Genomic DNA, 13169 nt, shown 5'->3' with positions numbered 1-13169 from the left:
CAGGCGTGTTCTTTACGGGACACGCGATGCGACCAGTGTGCTGCATCGACACGCCGCTGCCCTTGCCCGCACCAGGGTCTGCAGGCGACGCATCCGCTCGAGCAACGGACAACGCTGGCGATTGGCGGTGCAGGAGCGCCAACGGCACACCACGCCCCGCGATGCCCCACAGCGACCTTACTTCAGATTGCCCAGCATCCAGTCCACCGTTGCACGCACCTGTTCTTCGGTCAGCGCCGGATTGCCGCCCTTGGGCGGCATGATGCCGCCATCCGGGCCGGTGTAGCCCTCGATCGCGTGCTTGTACAAGGTGTCCTTGCCCTGGGCGATACGCGCATCCCAGTGCGAGTGGTCCAGCGTCGGCGCCTTGCCTACGCCGGTGGTGTGGCAGGCGGTGCACAGGTTGTCGAAGATGGTCTTGCCGTCGGTGGTGCCACCGTAGGCCGACTGCGATGAGGCCTTGGCCAGCGCTGCCGCCTGGGCGGCTGCCTGCGCCGCCGCACCGGTGGTGCCGGCATAGACCGCGCCGGCCGGCGCGATGCGCTGCTGCACGCGTTTGGCGGCGGTCGGCGAGACCTCGTCGGGAATGGCGCGTTGCAAATACGCTGCCAGGGCGATCAGGCCCAGGGTGATCACTACCAGTAATCCGATCACCATCGAGAATTTTTTCAGGAACTCGAGGTCGTAATTCCGCACGCGCTCACCCCTGGCTGTTGGTCGAAGACCTCTGCTAGCGCCGGAGTATAGAGCACAGTTCCTGCCAGTCTGACCAGCGTGCGTGACAGTGATTGCAGCCAATGTGCAGCCTGCCCCACCCGGATATGGTTCCTGCGCACGGGCACGCTCGCGCCTGCCGGCAAATTGCCGCAATGCCGCATGGCGCGTTGGTCTGGCCCGACGGAATTGCGTATCATTCCCATCAATCCACGGGGACGCGCCTGCCGCCTCGCCCGGTCCCGTTACCAGGAGTCGCCCCGATGAAATCCTTCCTGCTGTCCTGCCTGGCCTTGGCCAGCCTCAGTCTGTCCGCCCAGGCCCACGAAATCTGGATCGAACGCGATGGCAGCGGCCCGGTGCGCATCTTCTTCGGCGAGCCGGCGCAGGAAACGCTCGATCACGGCCAGGACGAGATCAAGCGCGTGGTCAAGCCGACCGTGTTCGGTACTGCCGGCAAGGCCGGTGCACTGCAACGCGGCAGCGAGTTCCTGACTGCACCTCTGTCTGGGGCGGGCGATGCCTGGTTGAGCGACGACAGCGTGTTCGAGCCGTGGAAGGGTGAAGCCGGCGGCTTCGAGACCGTGAGCTATTACGCCCGTGCCGGCCGCGCGACCCCGTCGGCCAAGCTGGATCTGGAACTGGTGCCCACCACCGCCAACAGCAACACGCTCACGGTGCTGTATCGCAACAAGCCGCTGCCCAAGGCCGAGGTCACCGTGATCGACCCGCAGAAGTGGCAGAAGACGCTGACCTCCGACGCCAAGGGCCAGGTCACCCTGCCCAAGCTGCGCCCCGGTCGCCACATCCTGGTAGTGAACAACAAGGAGCCGGTCAAGCGCGAGCTCGCCGGCAAGCAGGTGACGCTGGTGCACCACATCAGCACGCTGACCTTCGTCGCCGAATGAACCGGCCACCTCCAACGCTTGCCTGATGTCCAGCGCCCCACACCTGTCGCTTCCCTGGTTCAGGCGCCCGTGGCTGGGCGTGCTGGCGCGCACGTTGGCCGCGATTGTTGGCGGTTATGCGCTGGCCAGCGCCACCAACCTGTTGCTGGCCCTGGTCCTGCCGATGCCGCGCAGTGAAGCGGTGTTGACCAGCATGCTGGTCGGCATCGTGGTATGCGCCTGCGCGCCGCTGTGGGCATTTGCCACCGCCAGCGTGTGGCGGGCCTGGGCGGGAATCGCGGTCCCGGCGGCGCTGATGTTCGCGCTGGCGGCCTGGCTGCAGCGGGGAGCGGCATGAAGCAGGGGTTTCGCCAGTCGATGGCATGGCTGCATACCTGGACCGGCCTGCTGGTCGGCTGGGTGCTGCTACTGATCTTCATGGGCGGCACCGCCAGTTACTACCGCGATGAAATCAGCCGCTGGATGCGCCCGGAACTGCCCACCACCACGGTGAGCAGCGAGGCCGCCGTCCGCAGCGCCGAGCAGTATCTGCAGACCCATGCAGCAGACGCAGTGAGCTGGAACATCACCTTGCCTGACGCGCGGACGCCGGTGGTCAGCATGTACTGGCAGAACCCGGCGCCGGCCGACGGCAAACCGGCCAGTCGCCGCGAGATGTACGGCAACGCCATCATCGACCCGGCCACCGGCAAGGAGATCGCCGCGCGCGACACGCTGGGCGGCGACTTCTTCTACCGGCTGCACTTCGACCTGCATTACCTGCCGGTGATGTGGGCACGCTACATCGTCGGGTTCTGCGCGATGTTCATGCTGGTGGCCATCATCAGCGGCGTGATCACGCACAAGAAGATCTTCAAGGACTTTTTCACGTTCCGCCCGGGCAAGGGCCTGCGCTCGTGGCTGGACTTCCATAACGTCAGCGCAGTGACCGCGCTGCCTTACCACGCGATGATCACCTATACCGGCATCGTGACCTTGATGTTCATGTACCTGCCGTGGGGCATCAAGGCACGCTATGCCAGCGACGAGATGCGCTTTTACGACGAGTCGGCCAACCGCGTGGCCGACACCCGGCAGGCGGCCGGCACGCCGGCGCACATGCTGCCGCTGGAACAGTTTGTGGTGCGCGCCCGCAGCGACCTGCGCGGGGGCGAGATCGGCAACGTGGCGGTGTCGCTGCCCAACGATGCGCATGCGGCAGTCGGCGTCAGCCAACTGGCCGCGCAGCTGTCCAGCACCGCGCCCTCCATCCTGTACGACGGCCTCACCGGCACGCGCCTGCAGCGCAGCGGCGTGCCCGGCGGCGCGAGCGAAACACGCGGGGTGATGGTGGGGCTGCACATCGCGCACTTTGCCAGTCCGTGGCTGCGGGTGCTGTTTTTTGCTTCCGGCCTGCTTGGCTGCCTGATGGTGGCCAGCGGCGTGGTGATGTGGGCGGTGAAGGAACGCCCCAAGCACCTGAAGGCTGGACGCATCGGGTTTGGATTGCGCCTGGTGGACGCGCTCAACATCGGCACCGTGGCCGGGCTGCCGATCGCCTTTGCCAGCTTCTTCTGGGCAAACCGGTTGTTGCCGGTGGCGCTGGAAGCGCGCGCAGCGATGGAAGCGAACCTGTTCTTTGCCGCCTGGGCCAGCGCGTTGTTGGCTGCGTTCGTCTGGCCGCGCCGCGCAATGTGGAGCTGGCAGCTGTACCTGGGCGGCGCCCTGTTTGCGCTGGTGCCGCTGCTCAACGCGATCACCACCGATGTGCATCTGGGCGTGACGCTGCCGTCCGGCCAATGGATGCTGGCCGGCGTCGATCTGGTCTGCCTGGGCCTGGGTATCTGCCTGGGCATTGCCGGCTGGCGCTTGCAGCACTGGAAAGCGCCGCAATCCGCGGCTGCCCGACGTGCGCGTGCCACGGTCGCCGCCCCGGCGCAAAACAGCGTACCGCTGCAGGAAAGTGCATGAGCGTGATGCTGTTGCTGGCGTTGAATTTTTCCGGCTTCGCAGCGCTGTGCCTGGCGATGGAAAAACACCAGCACGAGCTGCGTGGCCGCAGCCTGGGCGCTGCGCGCACGCGGCAGTTGCGCAGCATCGGCTGGCTGTTGCTGCTGCTCACCTTTGGCCTGGCGGTCCGCGCGCAGGGGTGGGGCATCGGCCCGGTGCTGTGGCTGGGAACGCTGACTGCCGCCGCGACGGTGCTGGCACTGTGGCTGCTGCCCTATCGGCGTGGCGCGGTGCTGCCGGCCGCCATCGCCGTGCCGGTGCTGGCTGGCGCCGCGCACCTGCTGATGGGCTGAGACCGCGGCGGATCATGGCGGCGGATCGCCCCAGCTGCGCCCATCGCGCGGCAGCCGGCCATCGTCGAGCACCCGCAGCACCTGCTCGGGCTGCAGCATGTCCAGGAACAGCACCACGTTGATCCCGTCCGGCGCTGCCAGGCTGGGAAAGATCACCCCGGGAATCTGCGCCTCGCGCAGCAGGTCGCCGAGCACCCAGCTCACCGGCTCGACCTTGGTGACCAGGGCCTTGCGCCAGTCGTCGGTCCAGTCGGCCCAGAGCACGTCCCAGCTGGCATCGAGCAGGCGCAAATCAGCCAGCGCCGGCAACTCGGCCGCGTAGCTGACCAGCGTGAACGGCGGCAGGAACGGGGCGGCCTGTGCGTATTCGGCCGCCGCCGTGTCCAGTTGCAGCGAAAGGTACAGCGCCGGCTGACCGAAACGATTGAAGCGCCCGCCCGAGCGCGCCGCACCGGCACCACTCAGGGGTTCGGCGGCCCAGCGCGGAGTGAAGGCGCGATACAGCGTGCAGTGCGCCGGAGCGCTCAGCTTCAACCGGCTGCCCCCGAGGCGACGGTACGCAGATAGGTCAACGCATCGTCGGTGCGTCCCTGCTTGACCACCTCCAGCAGGGTGGCGAACTCGAAGACGGGGATCGGGGTGTTTTTCAGATGGAACACCACCTGGTGTTCGTCCGGCTGGATCTGCGCCATCGCCACCAGCAACCGCGAGAGATTGCGCAACACCTCCTGCACGCGCGGGCTTTCCGGATGCACGCGCAGGCTGTTGCGATGCACGCCGGCCAGCTCGGCCAACTCCTGCTGCGACAGCTCCAGCAGGCCGGCCATGGCTGCCGGCGAAAGAATGGTGCGGTCGGGCGCGCGCAACCGCTCGGTCAGGGAGAGGGGATTAAGGACGGCGACCATGGGTGTGCTCGGGCAGGTGACGTGCACAGTATATGCACAGCAATCAGCATCCATCCAGCACGGCGGGATGCATGGTCAGCGCAGTGTCAGACCTGCCTGGCCGCCCCTACCGCACGCAGGCAGAAGCCGCTGATCGCTTCCACCAGCTGTTCGCCTTGCTGCGGGTCGCCGCGACTGGGCGCGATCGGCCCGACCAGGGCCTCGGTGAAGGCGCCGACGATGCAGGCCGCTGCGGCATCCAGTGACTGTTCGGGAAATTCTCCGGCGGCCACGCCTTCGGCCAACAACTGCCGGAACACTTCGCCGAACAGGCGACGGCCGCGGATGCGCTCGGCATCCACTTCGCCTTCCACCGGCTCGGCGATGAAGGCGTATGCCAGCGCCGGACCGGCCAGCGCGCGTCGCACGAAGGTGGCGATGGCGGTGCGCAGGCGCTCGGCCGCACTGGCATCGGTGGCGGCAATGGCGCGCAGGATGGTCATCTCACGCTGCACCGCCGCATTTAAAACTTCAACGAAAAGCTCGGCTTTGGACGGGAAATGCCGATAAATCTGCCCGGTTGACACGCCAGCGGCTGCCGCCACCGCGGTGATCGGGGCATTGCGGTAGCCGCCCTCGGCGATCAGCGCGCGGGCCGCGTGCAGGATGCGTTCGCGGTTGCCGGCCAGGCGTTCTTCCATCAGGGCGGAGCGTCGATAAGCCATGGTGTGAGTCTGGGTTCAATAGTTGAATTTTAGTTCACTTTTTTGCCGGGGACGGCTAGGCTGCCTGCTTACGCCGCGCGGCCCGCCCGCCCCCACCCGGCACGTCCCGATCCCTGTGGAGTTGCTCCATGCATGTGCCGTCCTTGAATTTCGAGCTTGGCGAAGAGATCGATCTGCTGCGCGAAAGCGTTGCGGCGTTCGCCAGCCACCATATCGCCCCGCTCGCCGCGGTGGCCGATCACGACAACGTCTTTCCATCGCAACTGTGGCGCCTGTTCGGTGAGCAAGGCCTGCTGGGGCTGACCGTGGAAGAAGAATACGGCGGCAGCGGCATGGGCTACCTGGCGCATGTGGTGGCGATGGAAGAAATCTCCCGCGCCGGTGGCGCCATCGGGCTCTCGTACGGCGCGCATTCCAACCTATGCCTCAACCAGCTGCGCAAGAACGCAACGCCCGGGCAGAAGCAGCGTTATCTGCCCAAGCTGTGCACGGGCGAGCATGTAGGCGCGCTGGCGATGAGCGAGGCCGGCTCCGGTTCGGACGTGGTGTCGATGAAGCTGCGAGCGGACGCGCGCGGCGACCACTACGTGCTCAACGGCAGCAAGATGTGGATCACCAACGGCCCCGATGCCGACGTGCTGGTGGTCTACGCCAAGACCGACCCGGACGCCGGCGCGCGCGGCATCACCGCCTTCATCGTCGAAAAAGGCATGCCGGGGTTTTCCACCGCGCAGAAGCTCGACAAGCTGGGCATGCGTGGTTCCAATACCTGCGAGCTGGTGTTCACCGATTGCGAAGTGCCGGCCGAGAACGTGCTCGGCACCCTCAACGGTGGCGTGCGCGTGCTGATGTCCGGGCTGGATTTCGAACGCGTGGTGCTGGCCGGCGGGCCACTGGGGCTGATGGCCGCAGCCATGGACGTGGTGCTGCCCTACGTGCACGAGCGTAAGCAGTTTGGCGAGCCGATCGGCACCTTCCAGTTGATGCAGGCCAAGCTGGCCGACATGTATGTGGGACTCAATGCCTGCCGCGCGTACGTGTATGCGGTGGCACGTGCCTGCGATGCCGGGCGTACCACGCGCCAGGACGCGGCCGGCGCCATCCTGTATGCCGCCGAGAAGGCCACCTGGCTGACCGGCCAGGCGATCCAGGTGCTGGGCGGCAATGGCTACATCAACGACTACCCCACCGGACGCTTGTGGCGCGACGCCAAGTTGTACGAGATTGGCGCGGGGACCTCGGAGATCCGGCGCATGCTGATCGGCCGCGAACTGTTCGAACGCACCGCCTGACGGAGCCCTCATGAGCGTGATCACCAGCCAGCTGCAGATCAGCGGCGAGAGTTTTCAGGCCAACGCGGCGGCAATGCGCGTGGTGGTCGATGATTTGCGCCGCACCCTGGCGCAGACCGCGCTTGGCGGCAACGAGGCGGCGCGGGCAAAGCACACCGCACGGGGCAAGCTGCTGGTACGCGACCGGATCGATGCGCTGCTGGATCCGGGCAGCGCCCTGCTGGAGATCGCACCGCTCGCCGCGCACGGCATGTACGACGACCAGGTGCCGTGTGCAGGTGTGGTGGCCGGTATCGGCCGCGTGTCTGGCGTTGAGTGCGTGATCGTGGCCAACGATGCCACCGTCAAGGGCGGCACCTACTACCCGATGACGGTGAAGAAGCATCTGCGCGCGCAGGACATCGCGCAGCAGAACCGCTTGCCATGCATCTATCTGGTCGATTCCGGCGGCGCGTTCTTGCCGCTGCAGGATGAAGTATTCCCCGATCGCGACCACTTCGGGCGCATCTTCTACAACCAGGCCAACCTGTCGGCCAACGGCATTCCGCAGATCGCCTGCGTGATGGGCTCCTGCACGGCCGGCGGTGCGTACGTGCCGGCAATGAGCGATGAGACGGTGATCGTGCGCGAGCAGGGCACCATCTTTCTCGGCGGCCCGCCGTTGGTGAAAGCGGCCACCGGCGAAGAAGTCACTGCCGAAGCGCTTGGCGGTGCCGATGTACATACGCGCATCTCCGGGGTGGCCGATCATTTTGCCGACAACGATCTGCAGGCACTGGCACGCGTCCGCGCCATCATCGCGCAGCTCAACTGGCGCAAGCCGCCTGCTTCCCTGGCACTGCAAACGCCGGTGCCGCCGCGGTATGCCGCCGACGAGCTGTACGGGGTGATTCCTGCCGACACGCGCAAGCCGTTCGACGTGCGCGAAGTGATCGCGCGCATCGTCGACGACTCACGCCTGGACGAATTCAAGCCGCGCTACGGCAGCACCCTGGTGACCGGCTTTGCGCATCTGCATGGCTACCCGGTGGGCATCATCGCCAACAACGGCATCCTGTTTTCCGAGTCCGCGCTCAAGGGCGCGCACTTCATCGAGCTGTGCACACAACGCGGCATTCCGCTGGTGTTCCTGCAGAACATCACCGGCTTCATGGTCGGGCGCAAGTACGAACACGGCGGCATCGCCAAGGACGGCGCCAAGCTGGTGATGGCGGTGGCCTGCGCCAAGGTACCCAAGTTCACCGTGGTGATCGGCGGCTCGTTCGGTGCCGGCAACTACGGCATGTGCGGCCGCGCGTATTCGCCGAACTTTCTGTGGATGTGGCCGAACGCGCGCATTGGCGTCATGGGCGGCGAGCAGGCCGCCAGCGTGTTGGCGACGGTGCGCCGCGACGGCATCGAGGCCAAGGGCGGGGCATGGTCGGGCGAAGAAGAAGACGCGTTCAAGGCGCCGATCCGCGCGCAGTTCGAACAGCAAGGCCACCCCTACTACGCCAGCGCACGCCTGTGGGACGACGGCATCATCGACCCGGCCGATACCCGGCGCGTACTGAGCCTGGGCTTGTCGGCAGCCCTGAACGCGCCGATCGAACCCACGCGCTTTGGCGTGTTTCGCATGTGAGTACAGGGAGCACTGCAGCCGCACTTGTGCCTGCTGCGGCGCCCGCCTCCGATGTGCAGCTGTGGAGTGAGGTTGTGATATGCGGGCCGGCAATCGTGGAGGTTTGCGCAGTTGGCTTGCAGCAACACCGCGCCGTGTGCCAACCAACCTGCTCGCGCTCGATGTACATGTGCAAACAGACAAGCCATTTATCTTCGTAAGACGACCCGCCGCTACGGCGACGTGCAGAGACTGATCCGATGACCCAGCGCGACCCTATCGCCGCAGCAACGCAAGCGCCCTTCGACAAGATCCTGATCGCCAATCGCGGCGAGATCGCCTGCCGGGTGATCGCCACCTGTCGCACGCTCGGCATCGCCACGGTGGCCGTGTATTCGGATGCCGATCGTGATGCGCGGCATGTGCGCCTGGCCGATGAAGCGGTGCATCTGGGTCCGGCGCCTGCGCAGCAGAGTTATCTGCGTGGCGAAGCGATCTTGGAGGCAGCGCGCCTCACCGGTGCGCAGGCGATCCATCCGGGCTACGGATTCCTCTCGGAAAACGCGGACTTTGCCGACGCCTGCGCGCAGGCCGGCATCGTGTTCATCGGGCCCCCGGCCGCTGCGATCCGCGCGATGGGCGACAAGAGCGCGGCCAAGGCATTGATGCAACGCGCCGGCGTGCCGCTGACGCCGGGCTACCACGGCGACGAACAGGCACCGGCGTTCCTGCGTGCGCAGGCCGGTGCGATTGGCTACCCGGTGCTGATCAAGGCCAGCGCCGGTGGTGGTGGCAAGGGCATGCGCCGGGTCGATGCCAGCGCCGCGTTCGAGGATGCATTGGCCAGCTGCCAGCGCGAAGCGCAGTCGGCGTTCGGCAATGCCCATGTGCTGGTGGAAAAATATGTCGAGCGCCCGCGCCATATCGAGATCCAGGTCTTCGGCGATACCCATGGCGAGGTGGTGTACCTGTTCGAGCGCGACTGCTCGGTACAGCGCCGCCATCAAAAGGTATTGGAGGAAGCGCCCGCGCCCGGCATGACCGAGGAGCGCCGCGCAGCGATGGGCAAGGCAGCGGTCGATGCCGCACGCGCGGTGGGTTACGTGGGCGCGGGAACGGTGGAATTCATCGCCGGGCCGGAGGGCGATTTCTATTTCATGGAAATGAACACCCGGCTGCAGGTGGAGCACCCGGTGACCGAATTGATCACCGGGACCGATCTGGTCGAGTGGCAATTGCAGGTTGCCGCAGGCGCACCGCTGCCGCGCCGCCAGCACGAGTTGCGCATCCACGGGCATGCGCTGGAAGCGCGCCTTTATGCCGAAGATGCCGAGCGCGGCTTCCTGCCTTCCACGGGCACCTTGCGCCAGCTGCAGATGCCTGCCACCAGCGCGCACGTGCGCATCGATGCGGGCGTGGAGCAAGGCGACAGCATCAGCCCGTACTACGACCCGATGATCGCCAAGCTCATCGTCTGGGATGTCGACCGCCCTGCGGCACTGGCACGCATGCACGCTGCGCTGGCACAGGTTCATGCGGTCGGCGTCACCACCAATAGCGCATTTCTGGCACGCCTGATCCGCACCCACGCGTTCGCATCGGCCGATCTGGATACCGGGCTGATCGAGCGCGAACACGCTGCGCTGTTTGCCGACGCCACCGTCCCCGAGAATGCCTGGTGGTGCCTGGCTGCGGTCACGATCGCCGAAGCAGCGCTGCAGCCTGCGCCCGATCCTGCCGATCCGTTTTCGCCATGGCAGACCGCCGACGGCTGGCGGATCGGCGCACATGCGGCGCGTGCCGTGCAGCTGGAGGCAGCGGGCGAACATCGCACGCTGGGCGTGCGTCGGCTCACCGATGGCTGGCAGGTCACCCATGCCGGCCAGACGCATCACCTGCGCCACCACTCCCACGACCATGACGTACGCGTGGACATGGATGGCCGGCAGTGGCGTGCGCGGCTTCTGCGCGACGGCAATACGGTGACCGTGATCGGCTCCACGCAGCGCGCGATGTTCCGCCACCACGATGCGCTGGAGAACGCGGACCAGCCCGCGCACGAGGCCGGCGGACTGACGGCGCCGATGCCCGGGCGCATCGTGTCGCTGGCGGCGGCGGTGGGCCAGCCGGTCACCCGCGGGCAGGCGCTGGTGGTGCTGGAAGCGATGAAGATGGAGCACACCCTGCACGCGCCCGGCGACGGCATGGTCAAGGCCTACCTGGTGGCCGAGGGCGATCTGGTGGCCGACGGTGTCGCCCTGGTGGAATTTGTGTCCGCATCTGCGTAGTGCCGCATGGGAGCGTGACCAACGGCACGTCCGCTGGCGCAGGCGCTGCCCCTAGCGTGGGCACTCGGCCGGACTGGCCGTCTACCCACCGGAGGCTTCATGCAACGTTTGCTCCTTGCTTCCAGCATGCTGCTGGCGCTGTCTGCCTGCAGCGACAAGACCGCTCCCGCATCCGACAAGGCCACACCGCCAGCATCCCCCGCAGCGGCAGCGCCCACGGCGCCCCCTGAACTGATCACCCGCGAGGCGCTGTTCGGCAATCCCGAGCGCGCCAATGTCAGCATCAGCCCGGACGGCAAGTATCTCAGTTGGGTCGCACCGCTGGATGGCGTACTCAATGTCTGGGTGGCGCCAGTGGATGCACCGGACCAGGCGCGCGCCATCACCAAGGACACTGCGCGCGGCATCCGCTCCTATTTCTGGACCTACCAATCCAACACGCTGCTGTATCTGCGCGACACCGGCGGCGATGAAGACTTCCATCTGTTCTCGGTCAACCTGACCGATGGCAGCAGCAAGGACCTGACCCCGTTCAAGAAGACCAATGCCGAGGTGTACCGCGTCAGCGCGCAGCATCCGGACACCATCATGGTCGGCATGAACGACCGCGACGCCAAGTGGCACGACCTGTACCGGGTGGAGCTGGCCTCGGGCAAGCGCACCCTGGTGCAGAAGAACACCGACAGCCTGGACTCCTATCTGCTGGATGGAAACTTCCAGCTGCGTTACGCCACGCGTGCCACCGACGACGCCGGCCGGGAACTGCTGGTGCCCGATGGCAAGGGCTGGAAGCCTGTGGACCGCATTCCATTCGAAGATGTCACCAACACCTTGCCCGACGGGCTGACCGACGACGGCAAGACGCTCTACATGCAGGATTCGCGCAATCGCGATACCGCCGCCCTGTACGCCATCGACACCGCCAGCAACGCACGCACACTGTTGTTCGAAAGCCCGCGCGCCGACGTCGGTGCCACCTTGAACGACCCCAGGACCGGCGTGGTGCAGGCGGTATCGACCGACTACCTGCGCGAAGAGTGGAAGGCGTTGGATACCGGCATTGCGGCAGACCTGCAGAAACTCAAATCCCTGGGCGCAGGCGATGCCAGCGTTGCCGCACGTACGCTCGACGACCGCATCTGGATCGTTGGCTATTCGGCAGCAGAAACGCCACTGACTTACTACCGCTACGATCGCGCCGATGGCGGCAAGCTGACCAAGCTGTTCTCCGCACGGCCTGCGCTGGAGGGCAAGCCGCTGGTACCGATGTGGCCGCAGGAACTGACTGCACGCGATGGCCTCAAGTTGGTCAGCTACCTCACCCTGCCCGCTGAAGCCGACGCCAATCACGACGGCAAGGCGGACAAGCCGGTACCGCTGGTGCTGTTCGTGCATGGTGGCCCGTGGGCACGCGACAGCTACGGCTACGGCCCCTACGAGCAATGGCTGGCCAACCGCGGCTATGCGGTGCTGTCGGTGAACTTCCGCGGCTCCACCGGCTTCGGCAAGGCATTCACCAATGCCGGCAACGGCGAGTGGGCCGCCAAGATGCACGACGATCTGCTCGATGCGGTGCAGTGGGCGGTCAAGCAAGGCGTCACCAAGCCCGAGGATGTCGCCATCATGGGCGGCAGCTACGGCGGCTACGCCACCCTGGTGGGCATGACCTTCACCCCGGACGCCTTCAAGTGCGGCGTGGATATCGTCGGCCCCGCCAACCTCAACACCCTGCTCGGCACCGTGCCGCCGTACTGGGCCAGCTTCTACAAACAGTTGACCCGCCGCATGGGCGACCCGGCCACCGAGGCCGGCAAGCAATGGCTGACCGAACGCTCCCCACTCACCCATGTCGACAAGATCAGCAAACCGCTGTTGATCGGCCAGGGCGCCAACGACCCACGCGTCAAGCAGGCCGAAAGCGACCAGATCGTCAACGCGATGAAGGCCAAGAACATCCCGGTCACCTACGTGCTGTTCCCGGACGAAGGCCACGGCTTCCGTCGCCCCGAGAACAGCAAGGCCTTCAACGCGGTGACCGAAGGCTTCCTCAGCCAGTGCCTGGGCGGCCGCGCGCAACCGATCGGCGCAGACTTCGACGGCTCCAGCATCACCGTCCCGGAGGGCGCAGACAAGATCAACGGCCTGCCCGATGCGTTGAAGACACATACGCAGGCGATTCGGCAGTAGGGCGCAACGCTACAGGAGTGCAGCACACCTAAGCTGCACTGACATCCGATCCGAAAGAGGCCGGCAAGGATTACGCCGGCCTTCTTCGTAACACTTGCCAATTAGAAGATGCCGTATGTGTCTTTAAAACGTCGCTCTTGCAGCCTTGCAACGCATTGGCATCAGACGTCATCGTGCAAGACTATCGCTGCATCACTTGAAAAATCAGTAGCGCACCCGTAGTCACCGAGCAGAGGATGGCTCCCAGCGACTATCTTCTTCGATGGAAAAGCCGACCGAAGCCGCACAT

At 66.1% G+C, this 13169-nt stretch carries 12 protein-coding genes; 8 read left to right on the top strand and 4 right to left on the bottom strand.

The annotated features are described in order from the left end of the window. Positions 1 to 177: 177 nt before the first annotated feature. Positions 178 to 696, bottom strand: coding sequence for a c-type cytochrome (locus ACCQ10_RS01370; protein ID WP_039412147.1), 519 nt, complete (start codon positions 694 to 696; stop codon positions 178 to 180). Positions 697 to 977: 281 nt separating this feature from the next. On the opposite strand from ACCQ10_RS01370, the gene ACCQ10_RS01365 reads away from it, so the two are divergent. Genes ACCQ10_RS01365 through ACCQ10_RS01350 form a run of 4 tightly spaced genes read left to right on the top strand, consistent with a single transcriptional unit; the run spans position 978 to position 3904 of the window. Then, positions 978 to 1622: a DUF4198 domain-containing protein gene (locus ACCQ10_RS01365; RefSeq protein WP_372361961.1), complete on the top strand. Its 645-nt coding sequence runs from the start codon at positions 978 to 980 to the stop codon at positions 1620 to 1622. A 25-nt stretch (positions 1623 to 1647) separates the two neighbouring features. Next, complete coding sequence (locus ACCQ10_RS01360; RefSeq protein ID WP_047694447.1) at positions 1648 to 1959, top strand: DUF3649 domain-containing protein; 312 nt, start codon at positions 1648 to 1650, stop codon at positions 1957 to 1959. Next, positions 1956 to 3572, top strand: coding sequence for a PepSY-associated TM helix domain-containing protein (locus ACCQ10_RS01355; RefSeq protein WP_355606585.1), 1617 nt, complete (start codon positions 1956 to 1958; stop codon positions 3570 to 3572). Before ACCQ10_RS01360 ends, ACCQ10_RS01355 begins: the two co-directional genes overlap by 4 nt. Continuing rightward, positions 3569 to 3904: a DUF3325 domain-containing protein gene (locus ACCQ10_RS01350; protein ID WP_372361960.1), complete on the top strand. Its 336-nt coding sequence runs from the start codon at positions 3569 to 3571 to the stop codon at positions 3902 to 3904. The genes ACCQ10_RS01355 and ACCQ10_RS01350 overlap by 4 nt, the downstream gene beginning before the upstream one ends. A gap of 12 nt (positions 3905 to 3916) precedes the next feature. On the opposite strand, the gene ACCQ10_RS01345 is transcribed toward ACCQ10_RS01350, so the two are convergent. The 3 genes from ACCQ10_RS01345 to ACCQ10_RS01335 form a co-directional block, all read right to left on the bottom strand. Next, the gene (locus ACCQ10_RS01345; RefSeq protein WP_372361959.1) at positions 3917 to 4438 is read right to left on the bottom strand and encodes an RES family NAD+ phosphorylase; all 522 of its coding nucleotides are present in this window, start codon (positions 4436 to 4438) and stop codon (positions 3917 to 3919) included. Beyond that, on the bottom strand, positions 4435 to 4809 hold the full coding sequence (locus tag ACCQ10_RS01340; protein ID WP_039406735.1) for a hypothetical protein: 375 nt from the start codon (positions 4807 to 4809) through the stop codon (positions 4435 to 4437). Before ACCQ10_RS01340 ends, ACCQ10_RS01345 begins: the two co-directional genes overlap by 4 nt. An 86-nt stretch (positions 4810 to 4895) precedes the next feature. Beyond that, positions 4896 to 5513 (bottom strand): TetR/AcrR family transcriptional regulator, encoded by a 618-nt coding sequence (locus ACCQ10_RS01335; protein WP_372361958.1) that lies wholly within the window; start codon positions 5511 to 5513, stop codon positions 4896 to 4898. A 128-nt stretch (positions 5514 to 5641) separates the two neighbouring features. On the opposite strand from ACCQ10_RS01335, the gene ACCQ10_RS01330 reads away from it, so the two are divergent. The 4 genes from ACCQ10_RS01330 to ACCQ10_RS01315 all read left to right on the top strand — a co-directional run bounded on the left by ACCQ10_RS01330 (position 5642) and on the right by ACCQ10_RS01315 (position 12880). Further along, positions 5642 to 6805 (top strand): isovaleryl-CoA dehydrogenase, encoded by a 1164-nt coding sequence (locus ACCQ10_RS01330; RefSeq protein ID WP_372361957.1) that lies wholly within the window; start codon positions 5642 to 5644, stop codon positions 6803 to 6805. A 10-nt stretch (positions 6806 to 6815) separates the two neighbouring features. After that, the gene (locus ACCQ10_RS01325; RefSeq protein ID WP_372361956.1) at positions 6816 to 8426 is read left to right on the top strand and encodes a carboxyl transferase domain-containing protein; all 1611 of its coding nucleotides are present in this window, start codon (positions 6816 to 6818) and stop codon (positions 8424 to 8426) included. A 239-nt stretch (positions 8427 to 8665) separates the two neighbouring features. Then, entirely contained in the window at positions 8666 to 10693 is a 2028-nt protein-coding gene (locus ACCQ10_RS01320) for an acetyl/propionyl/methylcrotonyl-CoA carboxylase subunit alpha (RefSeq protein ID WP_372361955.1), read from the top strand. A 99-nt stretch (positions 10694 to 10792) separates the two neighbouring features. Continuing rightward, positions 10793 to 12880, top strand: a complete 2088-nt coding sequence (locus ACCQ10_RS01315) for a S9 family peptidase (protein ID WP_372361954.1) — start codon at positions 10793 to 10795, stop codon at positions 12878 to 12880. Positions 12881 to 13169 lie beyond the last annotated feature (289 nt).

This window comes from Xanthomonas sp. NCPPB 1325 (genome assembly GCF_041477645.2).
Classification (GTDB): Bacteria; Pseudomonadota; Gammaproteobacteria; order Xanthomonadales; family Xanthomonadaceae; genus Xanthomonas; species Xanthomonas cannabis.
Note: the sequence above shows the minus strand (reverse complement) of the source record. Positions and strands in the feature narration are given on the sequence as shown.

Coding starts and splice junctions, on each gene's coding strand:
- ACCQ10_RS01365 (WP_372361961.1), top strand. CDS start 978: ATGAAATCCTTCCTGCTGTCCTGCCTGGCCTTGGCCAGCCTCAGTCTG.
- ACCQ10_RS01360 (WP_047694447.1), top strand. CDS start 1,648: ATGTCCAGCGCCCCACACCTGTCGCTTCCCTGGTTCAGGCGCCCGTGG.
- ACCQ10_RS01355 (WP_355606585.1), top strand. CDS start 1,956: ATGAAGCAGGGGTTTCGCCAGTCGATGGCATGGCTGCATACCTGGACC.
- ACCQ10_RS01350 (WP_372361960.1), top strand. CDS start 3,569: ATGAGCGTGATGCTGTTGCTGGCGTTGAATTTTTCCGGCTTCGCAGCG.
- ACCQ10_RS01340 (WP_039406735.1), bottom strand. CDS start 4,809: ATGGTCGCCGTCCTTAATCCCCTCTCCCTGACCGAGCGGTTGCGCGCG.
- ACCQ10_RS01335 (WP_372361958.1), bottom strand. CDS start 5,513: ATGGCTTATCGACGCTCCGCCCTGATGGAAGAACGCCTGGCCGGCAAC.
- ACCQ10_RS01330 (WP_372361957.1), top strand. CDS start 5,642: ATGCATGTGCCGTCCTTGAATTTCGAGCTTGGCGAAGAGATCGATCTG.
- ACCQ10_RS01325 (WP_372361956.1), top strand. CDS start 6,816: ATGAGCGTGATCACCAGCCAGCTGCAGATCAGCGGCGAGAGTTTTCAG.
- ACCQ10_RS01320 (WP_372361955.1), top strand. CDS start 8,666: ATGACCCAGCGCGACCCTATCGCCGCAGCAACGCAAGCGCCCTTCGAC.
- ACCQ10_RS01315 (WP_372361954.1), top strand. CDS start 10,793: ATGCAACGTTTGCTCCTTGCTTCCAGCATGCTGCTGGCGCTGTCTGCC.